Origin of the sequence: Bacteroides muris (ex Fokt et al. 2023), assembly GCF_024704895.1 — a bacterium.
Classification (GTDB): Bacteria; Bacteroidota; Bacteroidia; order Bacteroidales; family Bacteroidaceae; genus Bacteroides; species Bacteroides muris.
Genome location: NZ_JAMZEE010000042.1, coordinates 1 through 17,973 on the forward strand (window position 1 = coordinate 1; position 17,973 = coordinate 17,973).

Annotated in this window: 16 protein-coding genes; 7 read left to right on the forward strand and 9 right to left on the reverse strand. The window is 46.9% G+C overall.

Going from position 1 to position 17,973, the window contains the following annotated elements; genetic code table 11:
• Window positions 1-94: 94 nt before the first annotated feature.
• Window positions 95-286 carry a hypothetical protein gene (locus M1B78_RS14625; RefSeq protein WP_257941064.1) on the reverse strand — a complete coding sequence of 64 codons (192 nt, stop codon included), beginning with the start codon at window positions 284-286 and terminating at the stop codon, window positions 95-97.
• A 127-nt stretch (window positions 287-413) separates the two neighbouring features.
• Between M1B78_RS14625 and M1B78_RS14630 the strand changes: the two genes are divergently transcribed.
• Both M1B78_RS14630 and M1B78_RS14635 read left to right on the forward strand, forming a co-directional pair.
• A complete protein-coding gene (locus tag M1B78_RS14630) occupies window positions 414-650 on the forward strand; it encodes a DUF4160 domain-containing protein (RefSeq protein ID WP_257932623.1) in 237 nt (78 codons plus the stop codon).
• Window positions 651-668: 18 nt separating this feature from the next.
• Window positions 669-1,085 carry a DUF2442 domain-containing protein gene (locus tag M1B78_RS14635; protein ID WP_257932624.1) on the forward strand — a complete coding sequence of 139 codons (417 nt, stop codon included), beginning with the start codon at window positions 669-671 and terminating at the stop codon, window positions 1,083-1,085.
• 342 nt (window positions 1,086-1,427) lie between these two features.
• Here the strand turns inward: M1B78_RS14635 and M1B78_RS14640 are convergent, their stop codons facing one another.
• The gene (locus M1B78_RS14640) at window positions 1,428-3,188 is read right to left on the reverse strand and encodes a 1-deoxy-D-xylulose-5-phosphate synthase (RefSeq protein WP_257941065.1); all 1,761 of its coding nucleotides are present in this window, start codon (window positions 3,186-3,188) and stop codon (window positions 1,428-1,430) included.
• A 346-nt stretch (window positions 3,189-3,534) separates the two neighbouring features.
• On the opposite strand from M1B78_RS14640, the gene M1B78_RS14645 reads away from it, so the two are divergent.
• From M1B78_RS14645 to M1B78_RS14665, 5 genes are all read left to right on the forward strand, one after another.
• Window positions 3,535-4,428: an electron transfer flavoprotein subunit beta/FixA family protein gene (locus tag M1B78_RS14645; RefSeq protein ID WP_117601570.1), complete on the forward strand. Its 894-nt coding sequence runs from the start codon at window positions 3,535-3,537 to the stop codon at window positions 4,426-4,428.
• 88 nt (window positions 4,429-4,516) lie between these two features.
• Window positions 4,517-5,536, forward strand: a complete 1,020-nt coding sequence (locus M1B78_RS14650; RefSeq protein ID WP_257941066.1) for an electron transfer flavoprotein subunit alpha/FixB family protein — start codon at window positions 4,517-4,519, stop codon at window positions 5,534-5,536.
• A gap of 14 nt (window positions 5,537-5,550) precedes the next feature.
• Complete coding sequence (locus M1B78_RS14655) at window positions 5,551-6,372, forward strand: energy transducer TonB (RefSeq protein WP_022401576.1); 822 nt, start codon at window positions 5,551-5,553, stop codon at window positions 6,370-6,372.
• Between the two features lie 10 nt (window positions 6,373-6,382).
• Window positions 6,383-8,086 (forward strand): acyl-CoA dehydrogenase family protein, encoded by a 1,704-nt coding sequence (locus tag M1B78_RS14660; RefSeq protein ID WP_176469228.1) that lies wholly within the window; start codon window positions 6,383-6,385, stop codon window positions 8,084-8,086.
• A gap of 889 nt (window positions 8,087-8,975) precedes the next feature.
• Window positions 8,976-11,489, forward strand: coding sequence for a glycoside hydrolase family 9 protein (locus M1B78_RS14665; protein ID WP_257941067.1), 2,514 nt, complete (start codon window positions 8,976-8,978; stop codon window positions 11,487-11,489).
• Between the two features lie 171 nt (window positions 11,490-11,660).
• On the opposite strand, the gene M1B78_RS14670 is transcribed toward M1B78_RS14665, so the two are convergent.
• From M1B78_RS14670 to hisS, 7 genes are all read right to left on the reverse strand, one after another.
• Window positions 11,661-12,680 carry a threonine aldolase family protein gene (locus M1B78_RS14670; protein ID WP_257941068.1) on the reverse strand — a complete coding sequence of 340 codons (1,020 nt, stop codon included), beginning with the start codon at window positions 12,678-12,680 and terminating at the stop codon, window positions 11,661-11,663.
• A gap of 110 nt (window positions 12,681-12,790) precedes the next feature.
• Window positions 12,791-12,985, reverse strand: coding sequence for a winged helix-turn-helix domain-containing protein (locus M1B78_RS14675; protein WP_257941069.1), 195 nt, complete (start codon window positions 12,983-12,985; stop codon window positions 12,791-12,793).
• A gap of 253 nt (window positions 12,986-13,238) precedes the next feature.
• Window positions 13,239-14,876: a chaperonin GroEL gene (gene groL, locus M1B78_RS14680; protein WP_005835590.1), complete on the reverse strand. Its 1,638-nt coding sequence runs from the start codon at window positions 14,874-14,876 to the stop codon at window positions 13,239-13,241.
• Between the two features lie 42 nt (window positions 14,877-14,918).
• Window positions 14,919-15,191, reverse strand: a complete 273-nt coding sequence (locus M1B78_RS14685) for a co-chaperone GroES (RefSeq protein ID WP_004290132.1) — start codon at window positions 15,189-15,191, stop codon at window positions 14,919-14,921.
• 246 nt (window positions 15,192-15,437) lie between these two features.
• The gene (locus tag M1B78_RS14690) at window positions 15,438-16,199 is read right to left on the reverse strand and encodes an EFR1 family ferrodoxin (RefSeq protein ID WP_257941070.1); all 762 of its coding nucleotides are present in this window, start codon (window positions 16,197-16,199) and stop codon (window positions 15,438-15,440) included.
• A 48-nt stretch (window positions 16,200-16,247) separates the two neighbouring features.
• A complete protein-coding gene (locus tag M1B78_RS14695) occupies window positions 16,248-16,406 on the reverse strand; it encodes a hypothetical protein (RefSeq protein ID WP_257932209.1) in 159 nt (52 codons plus the stop codon).
• 147 nt (window positions 16,407-16,553) lie between these two features.
• Window positions 16,554-17,915: a histidine--tRNA ligase gene (gene hisS / locus M1B78_RS14700; RefSeq protein WP_257941071.1), complete on the reverse strand. Its 1,362-nt coding sequence runs from the start codon at window positions 17,913-17,915 to the stop codon at window positions 16,554-16,556.
• Window positions 17,916-17,973: the final 58 nt, after the last annotated feature.

The window sequence follows — 17,973 nt, forward strand, 5'->3', positions numbered from 1 at the left end:
CCTATTTTATTATACTAAATATTATTTACTAACTCATTTGTTTTCAACGGATTAACTGTAATTTTAACGAAGTATTAAATATTGAAATATAAAATTATAGAACTTCGTAAGTTAACGTAAGAAATGCGTACTCACTTTTCTGCTCATCATCATAGGATTTGACGATACGAAGTTCCTTTGAATGGAAAGTTTTTCTTCCATCTCCTTCACCTTTCTTCTCTATTCCCTTGTTCATCGGCTTTTCAGGTAAAACATCTTTTCGTCCTTTGATTTTGAAGAGATTCACATTATTACTCAAGTTTTGCAAGTTCGGGGAGTTATCGGGAGTTACCACTGATTTTTCAGCTATCTATTTGCAGGTCTAAATATTTATCCCTAAATTTGTGTCAGTGAAATTAAAACATTATGTAATTATGCCAACGCTATTTGAACTTTTTGGTATTCGATTTTATTTCTATTCTGAAGAACATTTGCCTATTCATGTTCATATAGTAAATGGTGATGGCAAGGCAAAGGTCAATGTTTATCCCGAAATAGAACTTGTATCAAATAATGGCATAAAGCCAAAGGACTTAAAAAAAGCGTTGGTGATTATTGAAACATATCAAGATGATATAATTGGCGCTTGGAAAAAATATCACGGAGAATAATTAATAAAACTGAAAGTTATGGATATAATAAAAGACATTTGGTTTGATGCAAGTCGCATTTATATGAAAACGGATGCTGGAAAAACTTTCAGCCGTCCGTTAGAAGCATTTCCTTTACTGAAAGAAGCAAGTGATAAAGACCGTCTTAATTTCAAGATAGGAAAGTTTGGTGATGATGTTCGTTGGGAATCATTGGATGAAGATATTCATATTTCCAGCTTCTTTGAGATTGTGGAACCTGATTATGAAAATGAAATAGCTGCCATATTTAAACGTTTCCCTCAACTGAACGTATCAGAAGTAGCACGGAGCATAGGAATTAATAAAAGTCTTCTTTCTAAATATATTTATGGCATTAAAAAGCCAAGTACCCAGAGAAAAATGCAAATAAAAGAAGCATTGCATGTATTGGGAGAAGAATTAATAGCAGTCTAACAGCCTCGACAACTCCTTCTAACTCATAGAATTCGTAACAGTTCCGGTTGACTGTACAAGTGAACGACTCCGGTTGGCCGAGTGAACGACCCGGGTCGGCCGAACGAGCAACAAAGGTTGTTCAATCGAACGCCCCGGGTCGTTCACTTATAAAGAAGTCTTTCCAAGGCGAACCACCAAACGACAAGCGCCTTCAATCACCATGAACTGCAATCCGGCAAATCCTTATCAGAAAGCAATATTGCATAATTCCCCCCCCAAAAAAACGGTTTCACCGGAAAAACCGATGAACAAGGGGATAGAGAAGAAAGGTGAAAGAGGTGGAAGCCCAAAAACAAGAAGCTACACCAGCTTGCAAATGTCTTCCACAATCTGCGGAACCGTCAACCGGTTCTTCTTCAACTGCTCTTCCACATCGTAACGGTCGATAAACTCTTTCTTCACACCATAATTCAGCACCTTCATATCCGACGGACCGTAGTAGCGGGCAATCTTCTCGCCAAAGCCCCCGTCCAGCACGCCGTCTTCAAGAGTGATGACCAGTGTATGGTCCTGCTTCAGGTCGTCAAGCAAGGCCTTGTCCACACCCGTGATGTAGCGGGGATTGACAAGCGTGGCATCCACTCCTTTTTCTTCTTTCAGCCGTGCAGCCACGGCTTCGCCCAACTGATAGAAAGAGCCCAGTCCCAATATGGCAACCTTCTCTCCACGATGGGACACCTCGTAACGGTTCAGCGTCTTGCCGTAATCCTTCTCCGGCTCCATCTCCCTGCGGATAACCCCGTTGGCCGGCACGCGGATGGCAACCGGATGTTCCGTCTGACGGATGCCCCACTCCAGCATTGCCATGTACTCCTCACGACAAGTAGGTGCCAGATAAACCATATTCGGAATATTGCCGATGACCGGAATATCGAAAAGACAAAGATGGGTAACGTCGTTCATACTCGACAAGCTTCCCCAGAAGACAAGAATCAATGCAGGATTATTGTTGATGCAGAGGTCTTGCGACAACTGGTCGTAGGCGCGCTGGATAAAGGTGCTGTAGACCCCGAATACCGGTTTTCCACCTCCGGCAGCAATGGCAGAAGCCATGGCAACAGCCTGCTCTTCGGCAATGCCCATATCGATAAACTGGCGCCCTGCCTCCTTGCGTCGCTCCGGTGTAAAGCCGAATACCGTGGGTGTACCTGCGGTGATACCCACCACAGTCGGGTCTTTCTTCATCTCCTGCAACAGATAATCGGCAGTAAGGTCGGCATAGTCTTCACCCTCCCCAGGCTCACCGGTCAGATTGCCGGTATTAAGGTCGAACGGAGCACTGTAATGAAAACGTTCTTTCTGCTCTTCCGCCAATTTGTATCCTTTGCCTTTCAAGGTATTGATATGTACCACAACCGGATGATTCACGTCCTTCACTGTGCGGAAAGCCTCTATCAGCTGTTCCACGTCATTACCGTCTTTCACATAGAGATAATCATATCCCATTGCCTTAAAATAGTTGCAGGGAGCCTGACCGTCCGTTTCGCGCAGCTGTTGCAGATTGCGGTATAGTCCGCCATGATTCTCGGCAATGGACATCTGGTTATCGTTGACAATGACGATGAAGTTCGTGCCCAGTTCGGCACCTACATTCAATCCTTCGAAGGCTTCACCGCCACTCAGCGAGCCATCGCCAATGACGGCAATCACATTGCCCGTCTCTCCCTTCAGGTCACGCGCCTTGGCAAGCCCGCTTGCCAGACTGACGGAGGTAGAGGTATGCCCGATGACGAAAAAGTCATGCTCGCTTTCCGACGGTTCGGAGTATCCGGAGACTTCGTCATATTCGTCCGCATTCATAAACGCTGCGCGGCGGCCTGTCAGTATCTTATGGGCATAGCTCTGATGGGATACGTCATAGACAATCTTGTCCGTTGGTGAATCGAACACGTAATGCAGGGCTATGGTGGCTTCTACCATCCCCAGGTTGGGTCCTACGTGTCCTCCGTAGGAGCTTAGTTTGTTCAACAACACCCGGCGGATTTCTCCGCTCAATTCATTCAGTTCACCGACTGATAATTTTTTCACGTCAGCAGGGGAATTTACTTTTTCGATATACATATTCTATAATAACATTTTAAGTAGCGATGCTTGTTTATCCGATGCCGCCCGTCGTGCAAGCCTCATCCGGACGTTGCAAAAGTACAGAAGAAACGGGAACGGAAAGGTAGATAAATTACCGGTTTTACTACCTTTTTTACAGATATAGAGCCAACTGATATTTGCGCAAAACCCCTCAATTTGTGCATTTTTCCTTTCAAATTCTTGCCAAACCCAACTCTTTCCGTAAATTTGCAGGCTGATAATGAGTTAACCGGACAATTTCAGTAGCAGGGCTTTCCCTTCACTACTCCTATTTCTCCCGGCACTGACATACAGAAAAATACTAATACTAATAATTAATAGCATGAGTTTGAAAATTGTTGTATTGGCAAAACAAGTTCCCGACACACGCAACGTCGGGAAAGATGCCATGAAAGCCGACGGAACCATCAACCGCGCGGCACTCCCTGCCATCTTCAACCCCGAAGACCTGAACGCTCTTGAACAGGCTCTCCGACTGAAAGATGAACATCCGGGCTCCACCGTTACCATCCTGACCATGGGACCGGGACGTGCAGCCGAAGTTATTCGTGAAGGACTTTACCGTGGTGCCGACAACGGCTATCTGCTGACCGACCGCGCCTTTGCAGGTGCAGATACGCTTGCCACTTCGTATGCCCTTGCCACAGCCATCAAGAAGATAGGCGACTATGACGTCATCATCGGCGGACGCCAGGCCATCGACGGTGATACCGCCCAAGTAGGCCCACAGGTTGCCGAAAAGCTGGGGCTGACGCAAGTGACCTACGCAGAAGAGATTCTGAACGTGGACAAAGCCGCCAAGAAGATTACCGTGAAACGTCATATCGACGGTGGCGTAGAAACCGTCGAGGCTCCTCTGCCCATCGTCATCACCGTAAACGGAAGTGCCGCTCCCTGCCGCCCGCGCAATGCCAAACTGGTACAGAAGTACAAACGCGCACTCGGTGCTCAGGAAAAAGCCGCCATCACCAAGGAAGGCGCCGAGCTTGCCTACGCCGACCTCTACGAGAAATATCCCTATCTGAACATCACGGAATGGAGCGTTGCCGACGTGAACGGTGACCTTGCACAATGTGGTCTGAGCGGTTCGCCCACAAAGGTAAAGACCATTCAGAACATCTCATTCCAGGCCAAAGAAAGCAAGACGCTGACGGGCAGCGACAAGGATGTGGAAGATTTGATTGTTGAACTGTTAGCCAATCATACGATAGGGTAAATGACAAGCTACAAGTGACAAGCTACAAGTTGCCCCGACTCTGAACAGAACTTGTAACTCGTAGCCCGTAGCTAAAAACTTAAAAGATATGAATAACGTATTTGTATATTTAGAGATAGAAGGCACAACGGTTGCCGACGTCAGTCTCGAACTCTTGACCAAAGGTCGTAAATTAGCCAACCAGTTGGGCTGCCAACTGGAAGCAGTTGCTGCCGGAAGCAATCTGGCAGGCATTGAAAAGCAAGTATTGCCCTACGGAGTAGACAAACTCCACGTATTCGACGCTCCGGGCTTGTTCCCCTATACCTCTCTTCCCCACTCCTCTGTCCTTATCAACCTGTTCAAGGAAGAAAAGCCGCAAATCTGCCTGATGGGTGCCACCGTTATCGGTCGCGACCTCGGCCCGCGCGTTTCTTCTGCTTTGACCAGCGGACTGACCGCCGACTGTACCTCACTGGAAATCGGCAACCACGAAGACAAGAAGGAAGGCAAGGTTTACGAGAACCTGCTGTATCAAATCCGTCCCGCATTCGGCGGCAACATCGTTGCCACGATTGTGAATCCCGAGCACCGTCCGCAGATGGCAACCGTTCGCGAAGGTGTGATGAAGAAAGAGATACTGGACGCTGACTATAAGGGCGAAGTCATCAACCACGACGTTGCCAACTACGTGCCCGAGACGGATTATGTGGTAAAAGTCATCGACCGCCACGTAGAAAAGGCAAAACACAATCTGAAAGGCGCTCCCATCGTGATTGCTGGCGGCTACGGCATGGGAAGCAAGGAAGGTTTTGACATGTTGTTCGAGCTTGCCAAAGAACTCCATGCAGAGGTAGGCGCCAGCCGTGCTGCCGTCGATGCCGGTTATGCCGACCATGACCGCCAGATTGGCCAGACCGGTGTCACTGTCCGCCCCAAACTGTATATTGCTTGCGGCATCAGCGGACAAATCCAGCACATTGCCGGTATGCAGGAAAGTGGTATTATCATCTCCATCAACAACGACGAGAACGCTCCCATCAATACGATTGCCGACTACGTCATCAACGGTACGGTGGAAGAGGTTATCCCGAAGATGATAAAATATTATAAATCACACAGTAAATAACAATAAAGGTAATCATGAAAGGGCTGATTCTTATATTTGTTCTTCTTTCAGGTATATCTTCCGCTATCGCTCAAGAAAAGCTCTGGTTGGACAAGAATTACCAATGGACGGACGACTCCATCCAGGCAGTCAAGTATGCTCTTGTTTCCAAGATAAACAAGAAGTGCATCAAGGTGGAAGAGTATGCTTTGGAAGGACAAAAGAAGGATGTCTGGCATTTCTCCGAATACAAAAGCAATCCCCGCAAAAGGATAAGGGAAGGCCTGCATACATCATTCTATGCAAATGGCAAGGACAGCCTGACAGAAGTATATAGAGACAACCGCCTGGAGGGGCAGACCATGGTGTATTATCCCGACGGTGCCATACATCTGGCCCGGAGCTACAGCGATGGTAAACTTGACGGAACACTCCTGCAGTACTATCCCGACGGGAAACTCCGTAGAGAGGAACACTATTCAGAGAATCAGTGTACCGGTGGAAAGATGTTCGACGAGCACGGAACTGAAATGGAACATCAGCCGTATTTCATGTTTCCATCCTTCCCCGGTGGAATAGAGAACCTCATGAAACTGGTGGCCAATGTTACCAAATATCCGGAAGACGCCTGGAAGCAAAAGGCAGAAGGAAGGGTAATCCTACGATTCGTTGTAGACGAAGAAGGCAAGATGACCCATCCCCAAATTCTCCAGTCCGTGCGCTATGACATCGACAAAGAAGCCATACGCGCTTTCGAGGCCATTGCCGACGTCTACCGCTGGTCGCCCGGCTATCAGGACGGAGAGGCCAAGCGAGTGAAATTCACCATACCCCTATACTTCAGAATACCTAAATAACCAAGAAATTATGGCAAATTTTTATACCGAAGTTCCCGAATTGAAGTATCATCTGAACAACTCGATGATGGAACGTATCTGCGAACTGAAAGAACGCGGTTACCAAGACAAAGACAAGTATGACTATGCCCCGCAGGACTATGCGGACGCTATGGACTCTTTTGACAAGGTACTTGAAATCACCGGAGAGATTACCGGAGAGATCATCGCTCCCAATGCCGAGGGCGTGGACGAAGAAGGTCCCCACTGCGCCAACGGCCGTGTGGAATATGCCAGCGGCACCAAGCAGAACCTCGACGCCATGGTAAAAGCCGGATTGAACGGTATGACCATGCCGCGCCGTTTCGGTGGCTTGAACTTCCCGATTACTCCGTACACCATGTGTGCGGAAATCGTTGCTGCAGCCGATGCCGGTTTCGGCAACATCTGGTCACTGCAAGATTGCATCGAAACGCTCTACGAATTCGGCAACGAAGACCAGCACAGCCGTTTCATCCCGCGCATCTGCGCCGGAGAGACCATGTCTATGGACTTGACAGAGCCGGATGCCGGTTCCGACTTGCAGAGCGTAATGCTGAAAGCTACATACGACGAGGCCAACAACTGCTGGCGTCTGAACGGTGTGAAGCGTTTCATCACCAACGGTGACGCCAATCTCCACCTCGTACTGGCCCGTTCGGAAGAAGGAACGAAGGACGGACGCGGCTTGTCCATGTTCATCTACGACAAGAATGAAGGCGGTGTAGACGTGCGCCGCATCGAGAACAAACTGGGTATCCACGGTTCTCCCACTTGCGAGCTGGTTTACAAGAATGCAAAAGCAGAACTTTGCGGCGACCGCAAGCTCGGTCTGATCAAATACGTCATGGCTTTGATGAACGGCGCCCGTCTGGGTATTGCCGCACAGTCGGTAGGTCTTTCACAAGCTGCCTACAACGAAGGTCTGGCTTATGCCAAAGACCGCAAGCAGTTCGGCAAGGCCATCATCGAGTTCCCGGCTGTATATGACATGTTGGCTATTATGAAAGCCAAGTTGAATGCAGGACGCTCCTTGCTGTACCAGACTTCCCGCTACGTAGACATCTACAAAGCATTGGACGACATTGCCCGCGAACGCAAGCTGACTCCGGAAGAACGCCAGGAACAAAAGAAGTATGCCAAACTGGCCGATGCTTTCACTCCGCTGGCAAAAGGTATGAACTCTGAATATGCCAATCAGAATGCTTACGACAGCATCCAGATTCACGGCGGTTCGGGCTTCATGCTGGAGTATGCTTGCCAACGTATCTATCGTGATGCACGTATCACTTCTATCTACGAAGGTACTACTCAGTTGCAGACTGTAGCTGCCATCCGCTATGTGACCAACGGTTCGTATGCCGCTACCCTGCGCGATTACGAACAAGTGCCATGCAGCGAAGAGATGCAGCCGCTGATGGACCGCATCAAGGAAATGGCCAATAAGTTCGAAGCCTGCACCAATGCGGTGAAAGAGGCACAGAACCAAGAATTACTGGACTTCGTGGCACGTCGTCTCTACGAAATGGCTGCGGTATGTATCATGTCGCACCTGATTATTCAAGATGCTACAAGAGCTCCTGAATTGTTTGCCAAGTCTGCCCTTGTATATGTGAACTATGCAGAAGCTGAAGTAGAAAAGCACTTCAACTTTATCCGCAAGTTCAAGGCAGAAGAACTGGAAAGCTATCGCTAACCGTCCATTCTAAATTAAGCCCTTGATTTATCTGTTTTCTTCAAAAGGATATTCAGATAAATCAAGGGCTTAATTTTTGGAAACCAAACCACAGCTGTACTTATGCACCAACAACCTTAAAATTTTCCTTTGACATTTCAAAAAAGATGCGTGATTTGTAGATGTGCCGATTCCGTATCTATCGCTGATATAGCGGACATTAATTCGCATTGCAGTGCATCTAAACTCTGCAATGAGTATGTACCAGCAAGTTCTTTGTGATTTTTACCGCATTTCGGCTTGCTATTGGCAAATAACAAAATAATGATTATCCGCATTCCTTCCCCCCAATCAGTTATTTGCATGCTTCATCCTTATTCTTTCCCCGTTTCAGCCAACCTCGTCCCCATAGTAATATATCATTAAAGACCTTTCAATATCATATTAGCCTATGTTGCCTGCCCAACAGACTTATACACATATTCTGCTTCCCTGCAGCACTGATATGCCGCAATGTGGAAGAGTGGCAGGGAGGAATATTACGGAGATAATCATAAGATTTATCAGAAACCTCCGAAGACTTTCAATCTGCTGCGCAAAAATACATCTGAGTTTTGTTTTTAAATGACATAAAACAAAAAAACAAGCCTATGTGTTCTTAAGAGTACTAAAATACGTAAACGAAAAATAAAAAGAATATTCAACCCGTGTAAACATATGAATAGCAACAGCTTATCATTTCCAAGTTTATCATTTAACGTCTCGTTAAATCTAAAATATTGTAAACAACGCATAATACTATCTAATTATCCATGCTAAATCTTCCTAAAACTAATAGAAACCGCTTTATTTGTAGCGATTAAAACCAAGTTAATATAAAAGCACCAACCTTAAATAGAAAATACGATTTATGAAAAGTAATTATTGGCTCCTAATAGTGATAGTTACCTTTATCGCCGCGTTACCGTGTAAAGCAGACGAATGGATTAGAATCAACCAGCTCGGTTATCTGCCTCAATCCATTAAAGTGGGAGTATTCATGAGCGAAGAAGGAACTCGTGTGGATAGTTATACATTGGTCGATGCCTTCACGGGCAAGACAGTACAAACTTTCAATGCACCTAAACCCACCGGCAAACTGGGTGGAATGAAAAGTACCTACCGCTTGGACTTCAGTAACTTTACAGAACCGGGAACTTATTACCTGAAAGCAGGCAAAACCGTTTCCCCCCGCTTCCCCATCAATACACACGTTTACAACGGCACAGCGGATTTCCTTCTAAACTACATGCGCCAGCAACGCTGCGGTTACAATCCTTTCCTGAAAGACAGTTGCCACATACACGACGGCTACATAGTATATCATCCTACCAAAACCGGACAACATATAGATGTCCGCGGAGGATGGCACGATGCTACGGACTATCTGCAATACACCACCACCTCTGCCAATGCCATCTATCAGATGATGTTCGCTTATCAGGAAAACCCCGAATCTTTCGGTGATGCGTATGATGCAGCCGGCCTTCCCGGTGCCAACGGTATCCCGGACATTGTGGACGAAATCAAATGGGGATTGGACTGGCTGAACCGTATGAATCCGGCTCCGGGCGAGCTGTACAACCAGATAGCCGACGACCGTGACCATGCCGGAATGCGCCTCCCCAACAAAGACCTGGTGGATTACGGCTACGGACCGGGCAAGGGACGTCCCGTTTACTTTTGCAGTGGCGAACCGCAAGTACGCGGAAAATTCAGGAACGCAACGACCGGAGTGGCAAGCACTGCCGGAAAATTTGCCTCCTGCTTCGCCTTAGGTGCCAAAATACTGAAAGGCTACTATCCCGAATTTGCAGCAGAAATCGAAGCCAAGGCCGATGCCGCCTATCAAGAAGGAGTCAAGAAACCGGGAGCATGCCAGACTGCCTCTGTCTTGTCTCCCTACATTTACGAAGAGGACAACTGGGTGGACGATATGGAACTGGGTGCCATGGAGCTGTACAAAGCCACCGGCGACAACAAATATCTGGCTCAAGCCCTTGAATACGGACGCTGCGAACCAGTGACTCCCTGGATGGGCGCCGACAGCGCACGCCACTACCAATGGTATCCGTTCATGAACATGGGCCACTACCATCTTGCCAAAGTAGACAACAGCCGCATCAGCAAGGAATTTATCCGCAACATGCGTACGGGTATCGAACGCACATACGAGAAAGCGGTAGAAAACCCCTTCTTGCACGGTATACCCTACATCTGGTGTTCCAACAACCTGACTACCGCTATGCTGACCCAATGCCGGCTGTACCGTGAAACCACCGGCGATGGCACGTACGCCGAAATGGAAGCCTCCTTGCGCGACTGGCTGTTCGGCTGTAACCCTTGGGGAACCAGCATGATTGTGGAACTTCCCCTTTACGGAGACTATCCCTCGCAACCCCACTCCTCACTGCTGAATGCAGGCGTGGGCAATACTACTGGCGGACTGGTGGACGGTCCTGTCTATCGTACCATCTTTGAAAACCTGCGCGGCGTCAACATGACAGGAATTCCCGGAACTCCCGGACAAGACTACGAACGCTTCCAACCGGACCTGATGGTATATCACGACGCTCTCCACGACTATTCTACCAATGAGCCTACCATGGACGGAACCGCCTGCCTCACGTACTACCTCTCTGCCATGCAGAAGGATGGGATGAAGCAAGCCGGTATCCCAAATGACAAGAATGTATATGTGGACGGAGGAATCATCCGCACCGACCCTTCGAAAAAGCAAATCACCCTCGTATTCACTGCCGCCGACAAAGCAGACGGTGCCGATGCCATCATCAGTACCTTGAAGAAGCATGGCATCAAAGGCGGTTTCTTCTTTACCGGAGAGTTCTACGAGCTCTATCCCGATGTAGTGAAACGCCTGCTCGACGAAGGGCATTTTGTAGGCAGCCACAGTTACGGACATTTGTTGTACATGCCTTGGGAAGACCGTGATTCTCTGCTGGTCACCCGCGAAGAGTTTGAGAACGACATCATGAAAAGCTACGAGACCCTCCGCAAGGCAGGCATCGAATACAAGGACGCTCCCGTCTATATTCCTCCTTACGAATACTATAACAGAGAAATATCCGCCTGGGCAAAGAACATGGGAATCCAAGTTATCAATTATACCCCCGGCACCATGAGCAATGCCGACTACACCACTCCGGACATGGGACAGAAGTACCGAAGCAGCAAGTTCATCTACGACAAAATTATGGAGGTGGAAAAAAAGAAAGGTCTGAACGGGCATCTGATGCTGATACACTTCGGAACGGACGACCGCCGCACGGACAAGTTCTACAATGGTTATCTGGACAAGATGATTAAGACGCTGAAACAAAAAGGCTACACATTTGTACCGGTCTGCGAGGCTGTCGGTATATAAACATACTCTAACAAAGATTTATTGGAAAGGTTAGTTAAAAAGGTTATCATGCAAAGGTATTTAAGGTAAATATTCAATCGGTTTGTTTTCAGTAGACCTTCCCCTACCCCCAAAAGGGGAAAGTTTCAAAGTAAGCTCCCAGCCTGTGAAGGTCGGGAGCTTTTACATATTTCAGAGAAGCCTTTTTACCGATTGCAACAGTTGCTCAATATCCTCTTCCGTAGTATCAAAAGAGGTCACAAAACGAATTTCGTGGATGGCCTCATCCCAGAAGTAGAAAAAATAGTCCTTCAACAGTTCGTCAATCACCGGACGGGGCATCGTAAGGAAAAGCTGGTTACTTTCCACCTTCTGCGTAAAATGCACACCTGGTAACCCCTTCAATCCGGCATAAAGAATCTTAGCCATACGGTTGGCATGCGCGGCATTTCTCAGCCAAAGGCTGTCCGTCAGGTAAGCAGTGAACTGGCAGGACAGATAGCGAAGTTTGGATGCGAGCTGTGCCGACTGCTTACGCACAAAACAAGCTTCCTTCTTCAAGGCTGGATTAAAGACAATCACACTCTCTCCCAGCATCAGTCCGTTCTTCGTACCGCCGAAGCTAAGGATATCTATTCCGCAATCCACTGTCAGCTCCCTAAAACCAAGATTCAGGGCTGCACAAGCATTTGCCAGACGGGCCCCGTCCATGTGGACATACATGCTATGCCGATGAGCCAAATCCGTCAAAGCCCGTAGCTCGTCCGGCTTATAGACAGTGCCCAACTCCGAACATTGCGAAATATAAATGGCTCCGGGCTGCGAATGATGCTGCTCACCGAAATGACACAGATAAGGACGGACTAAATCAGGGGTCAACTTGCCATCAGGGGTAGCAACAGGACGAATCTGACAGCCTGTCATGCGGGCAGGAGCACCACATTCGTCCACATAGATATGTGCAGTCTCTGCACAAATGATAGAGTTATAAGGACGGGTACACAGTTGCAAAGCCACTGCATTACTGCCCGTACCGTTGAATACAAACAACGGTTCGCAATCCGGCGTAAACGCTTCCCTCATTTTACGGACAGCCTCCTCTGTCCAAGGGTCATCCCCATAACCAACAGCATGGTCACGGTTGGCCCGGTCCAGCGCCTCCATTACCTGCGGATGTACGCCTGAATTATTGTCTGAAGCAAAACTTCTCATACTCATTCTGTTTTTGTTTATTGAAAAGAATATGCAAAGGAAAGAATATTCCTCAATATGAAGAAACAAAGGAGCACAGATTTCATCCTCCGGTGAAAAATGCTTCCACACTACGAAACATAAAGTTCATCCTCTTCCTGATGAATTTCAATCTTGTCCTCACGAGCAAGCCACCCCAATGCAGCTCCCAGTTCCTTGTCTTTCAGCCCGGACGTCCTCTTCAAAGAACCGTAGCTCCATCTGGTATAATCATTAAGCAACTGCCAGACTTTTCCAGCATTTAGTCCGATTTCGTTCTTGTTCATCTTCTCTGTAATTAAAAAAGTTAATAGTTCTTATTGATTCAGTTATCTTTACGAAAAGTAAAGATGCAATTTACTATTTCACTAACAATCAAAACGGACAGAAGATGTGTAAACTAACTATTTTTGTAGCACTTTTGTAATATTACATTCTTTTTATCAACAATCAAGAACGTAAACCGGAAAAAAAACCGCAGTATCTATCGAAAAGATACTGCGGTCCTTCTATTTGACTAAGCAATCAGGGAAAACAATCTTACATCATTCCGCCCATGCCTCCCATTCCGGGAGCACCCATCGGCATCTCGGGCTTATCTTCTTTCTTCTCAACGATTACGCATTCTGTAGTCAGGAACATGCCGGCAATAGAAGCGGCATTCTCAAGAGCCACGCGAGTAACCTTGGCAGGATCTACCACACCGGCTGCATGCAGGTTTTCGTAAACATCGGTACGGGCATTGTAACCGAAGTCAGCCTTGCCTTCGCGTACTTTCTGTACGACAACAGCACCTTCTTTACCAGCGTTGGCAACAATCTGACGCAACGGTTCTTCGATAGCACGCTTGATGATGTCGATACCTGTTGTTTCGTCCACATTATCACCTTTGAAGCCTTCCAATGCATCCAGTGCACGGATATAGGCTACACCACCGCCAGGAACGATACCTTCTTCAATAGCGGCACGGGTAGCACGAAGCGCATCGTCTACGCGATCTTTCTTTTCCTTCATTTCAACCTCAGAAGCAGCACCTACATAAAGAACTGCTACACCACCAGACAACTTGGCCAGACGTTCCTGTAGTTTTTCCTTATCATAATCAGACTTCGTAGCTACAATCTGAGCCTTGATTTGTTCGCAACGCTCCTTGATGTTTTCTTTATCACCGGCACCGTTCACAATGGTTGTATTGTCCTTGGAAACAGTGACTTTGTCAGCAGTACCCAACATTTCAATAGTAGCTTGTTCCAGCTTCAGACCTTTTTCTTCGCTGATGACAACACCACCGGTCAATACTGCAATATCTTCCAACATTTCCTTGCGACGGTCACCGAAACCCGGAGCCTTCACTGCACAAATCTTCAACTGAGAACGCAGACGGTTCACCACCAAAGTTGTCAGTGCTTCGCTATCCACATCTTCTGCAATAACCAGCAAAGGACGGCCGGTCTGTACTGCCGGTTCGAGGATAGGCAGGAAATCTTTCAGGTTGGAAATCTTCTTATCGTAAATCAGGATGTACGGTTTTTCCATTTCGCACTCCATCTTCTCCGTATTGGTAACGAAGTAAGCAGAAAGGTAACCACGGTCGAATTGCATACCTTCAACCACACCGATAGTAGTATCAGTACCCTTGGCCTCTTCGATAGTGATAACACCGTCTTTAGAAACTTTGCGCATAGCGTCTGCAATCAGCTTGCCGATAACGGGGTCGTTGTTGGCAGAAACGGAAGCTACTTGCTCAATCTTGTCATAGTTGTCACCTACTGTTTCCGCCTGGCCTTTGATAGAATCAACCACTTTGGCAACAGCCTTGTCAATACCGCGTTTGATATCCATCGGACTTGCACCGGCAGTTACGTTCTTCAGCCCTTCGGCTACGATGGCTTGAGCCAGAACAGTAGCAGTAGTAGTACCGTCACCTGCATCATCACCAGTCTTGGAAGCGACTTCCTTCACCAACTGTGCACCGGTATTCTGATATGCGTCTGCCAATTCAACTTCTTTAGCTACTGTTACACCATCTTTTGTGATGTGGGGAGCACCGAATTTCTTTTCGATAATAACATTGCGACCTTTAGGGCCGAGGGTTACTTTTACTGCATTTGCCAGTGTATCGATACCTTTCTTCAATTGGTCACGGGCATCGATATTGAATAATATTTCTTTTGCCATAATATGATAAACAAATTAAGAATTAATAATTAAAGAATGAAATTATCCCAAAACAGCGAGCACATCGCTTTGGCGCATGATGAGGTACTTGGTTCCTTCCACTTCCAATTCGGTACCGGCATACTTGCCATACAGCACTGTGTCACCAACCTTCAACACCATTTCTTCGTCTTTTGTTCCGTTGCCTACTGCAATAACTTCACCTTTCAAAGGTTTCTCTTTCGCTGTATCAGGAATAATGATACCGCCAATTGTTTTTTCTTCTGCAGGTGCAGGGAGTATCAGCACTCTGTCTGCTAATGGTTTAATGTTCATAGTCTTTTTGTTTTATATGTTATACATTTATTATAATAGTAATTTTGCTTTAAACAAGCAATAAAGAACTTACGAAAACCGTGCCAAACAGACAAGCTGATTGTTTGGCAGACAAAGGCTGACAAAATGGCAAGATATACAACGATATTTGCTATCTTTAGGCAGCTCATCCAACATCTTCTCCGTGATAGCTAAAGGAAACATAGCATTGCCCAAGACAGTCTTTCCCGCACTTATTCTGCTGATTTATGCAGGAGTGGTGAACCGACAAAGGTAACTTTCCAACCGATACCGCCCCTTCTTCCGTGTCGCTTTTCCATACTGTATCACTTTCCGGGGGCAAAAATGCAAACAAGCCATACAATGAATGCACTGCTTTCCCCACACCGGATACCCATCCACCAACCGGATATTGCCTACCGGACACGACTTGCTGCATATTCCGCAAGAGATGCAACCCTCATCGACATGGAAATTCCTTGTACCAATGACAAAACGGACAAACAAAGGATTCACAATATACGTTTTCAGCCAGGCAGCACTGCCTTCATGCACATTCCAGACCCTCTTCCGTTCAATGACATCTTCGGCAATCGAAGCAATGGCATGCCGTGCGTTCTCTATCTTCTTGCGGCAAAGCGCCTCATCGTCCAAATTGAACATCGGTACGTAGGTATTGGGCATTGCAACAGACCAGGCAGCATCCAACGGAAAATGCGCTGCCAGGCGGTTCATTCCCTTTCCCATATCGTCCCCGCATGTACACACGGCATAACGATAGCAGCAGTCCGGCAACCGGAGCTGCGACAAAAAATCAATCAAGACACGGGGTGCATACCAGGAGTGTACCGGAAAAACGACACCCAATCTATCGACTTTCATCAGTTCTGCGGGTATCGGACCTTGCTTCAGGCAATCAACAATGCTGACAGCAGTATCACGCGTAGCCTCTGCAAGCAATTCTGCAATCCAGCGCGAGTTTCCGGTTGCGGTAAAATAAAGTATCATCGGCAATATGTTTTGCCGACAAAGGTAATGATTTGACTTGAATTCCTTTTATTCCAGCAGCTCTTCTATGGAATAATTTTCCCAGAACGCTCTTGTAGAATGTACCAATGAACTGCCCATATAGAACAGAAACAATGCCGCTATAACAATCATCAGGAAACTGACGAGGGCATTGTGTTTTTCTTGGTTAAGCTCAACAGAAACCATAAGAACCTCCTTTTTTTGTCAGTACAAAGATAAATGCAGGATGTTTCATTTCTCCTACGCCACTATTACAAATACCTGTATTCGTGCCATAAATATACAAAAAAAAGAGCAACCTTGTGCTCCTTTTTTTGTATATTTCAGTTTTTATTATTTCAGTTCGCTAACCAGCTCTTGAGGAGTGACCATTTTCTGCTCACCAGTCTCCATGTTTTTCAATGTCACCTTACCCTCATTCATCTCATTCTCACCTACCAAGGCCACAAACGGAATGGCTTTGGAGTTTGCATATCCCATCTGTTTCTTCATCTTGCTTGCATCGGGGAAAATCTCGGCACGAATACCTGCCGCACGTACTTCAGCAAGCACATTCATAGAGAATGCAGCTTCTTTCTCACCAAAGTTGATAAACAGCAGCTGAGTACCGTTCACCGCTTCTTTCGGATAAAGGTCGAGCTGGTTCAGCACATCAAAGATGCGGTCTGCACCGAACGAGATACCGACACCACTGACACCGGACATACCAAATACACCCGTCAAGTTGTCATAGCGTCCTCCACCAGTAATACTGCCGATTTGCACATCCAGCGCCTTTACTTCGAAGATGGCACCGGTATAGTAATTCAAGCCACGGGCCAATGTTAAATCCAGCTCGATTTCGTTCTTCAAGCCAAGGTTCTTTAAGGTGGAAAGGATAAATTCACTTTCCTCCACGCCCTTCAGTCCGGTCTCGCTGGCAGCAAGAACCTCCTTCAGAGTTGCGAGTTTCTCTTCATTACTGCCGTTCAGCAGAATGATGGGTTGCAGTTTGGCAATAGCCTCGTCGCTGATACCTTTCTCCTTCAACTCGGCGTTGACATTGTCCAGACCTATCTTATCCAACTTATCGATGGCCACGGTAATATCCACAATCTTGTCAGACTCACCGATGATTTCGGCAATGCCGCTCAATATCTTGCGATTGTTAATCTTGATACAGACACGGATGCCGAAGCGAGTAAATACCGTATCTACAATCTGCATCAGTTCCACTTCGTTCAACAGAGAATCACTGCCTACCACATCGGCATCGCACTGATAGAACTCACGATAACGCCCTTTCTGCGGACGGTCGGCGCGCCACACGGGTTGTATCTGATAACGCTTGAAGGGGAAAGTGATTTCATCGCGATGCATCACCACGTAGCGGGCAAAAGGCACTGTGAGGTCATAGCGCAAACCTTTCTCGCAGAACTTACTGGCAAGCTTCACCGCATTACGGCTCAACAGTTCTTCATCTGTCAGTCCGGAGAAGTAATCACCGGAATTCTGTATCTTGAACAAGAGCTTGTCTCCTTCCTCACCATACTTCCCCATCAAGGTAGAAAGCATTTCCATCGAGGGCGTTTCTATCTGCTGGAAGCCATAGAGGTGATACACTTCACGAATCGTATTGAATATATAGTTACGCTTCGCCATTTCTACAGGCGAGAAGTCACGGGTTCCTTTCGGGATACTTGGTTTTGCTGCCATAATCAGTTCAATTACTTTAAAATCGGACGACAAAGTTACAGTATTTTATTGAGGATGA

Coding starts and splice junctions, on each gene's coding strand:
- M1B78_RS14630 (WP_257932623.1), top strand. CDS start 414: ATGCCAACGCTATTTGAACTTTTTGGTATTCGATTTTATTTCTATTCT.
- M1B78_RS14635 (WP_257932624.1), top strand. CDS start 669: ATGGATATAATAAAAGACATTTGGTTTGATGCAAGTCGCATTTATATG.
- M1B78_RS14640 (WP_257941065.1), bottom strand. CDS start 3,188: ATGTATATCGAAAAAGTAAATTCCCCTGCTGACGTGAAAAAATTATCA.
- M1B78_RS14645 (WP_117601570.1), top strand. CDS start 3,535: ATGAGTTTGAAAATTGTTGTATTGGCAAAACAAGTTCCCGACACACGC.
- M1B78_RS14650 (WP_257941066.1), top strand. CDS start 4,517: ATGAATAACGTATTTGTATATTTAGAGATAGAAGGCACAACGGTTGCC.
- M1B78_RS14655 (WP_022401576.1), top strand. CDS start 5,551: ATGAAAGGGCTGATTCTTATATTTGTTCTTCTTTCAGGTATATCTTCC.
- M1B78_RS14660 (WP_176469228.1), top strand. CDS start 6,383: ATGGCAAATTTTTATACCGAAGTTCCCGAATTGAAGTATCATCTGAAC.
- M1B78_RS14665 (WP_257941067.1), top strand. CDS start 8,976: ATGAAAAGTAATTATTGGCTCCTAATAGTGATAGTTACCTTTATCGCC.
- M1B78_RS14670 (WP_257941068.1), bottom strand. CDS start 12,680: ATGAGAAGTTTTGCTTCAGACAATAATTCAGGCGTACATCCGCAGGTA.
- M1B78_RS14675 (WP_257941069.1), bottom strand. CDS start 12,985: ATGAACAAGAACGAAATCGGACTAAATGCTGGAAAAGTCTGGCAGTTG.
- groL (WP_005835590.1), bottom strand. CDS start 14,876: ATGGCAAAAGAAATATTATTCAATATCGATGCCCGTGACCAATTGAAG.
- M1B78_RS14685 (WP_004290132.1), bottom strand. CDS start 15,191: ATGAACATTAAACCATTAGCAGACAGAGTGCTGATACTCCCTGCACCT.
- M1B78_RS14690 (WP_257941070.1), bottom strand. CDS start 16,199: ATGATACTTTATTTTACCGCAACCGGAAACTCGCGCTGGATTGCAGAA.
- M1B78_RS14695 (WP_257932209.1), bottom strand. CDS start 16,406: ATGGTTTCTGTTGAGCTTAACCAAGAAAAACACAATGCCCTCGTCAGT.
- hisS (WP_257941071.1), bottom strand. CDS start 17,915: ATGGCAGCAAAACCAAGTATCCCGAAAGGAACCCGTGACTTCTCGCCT.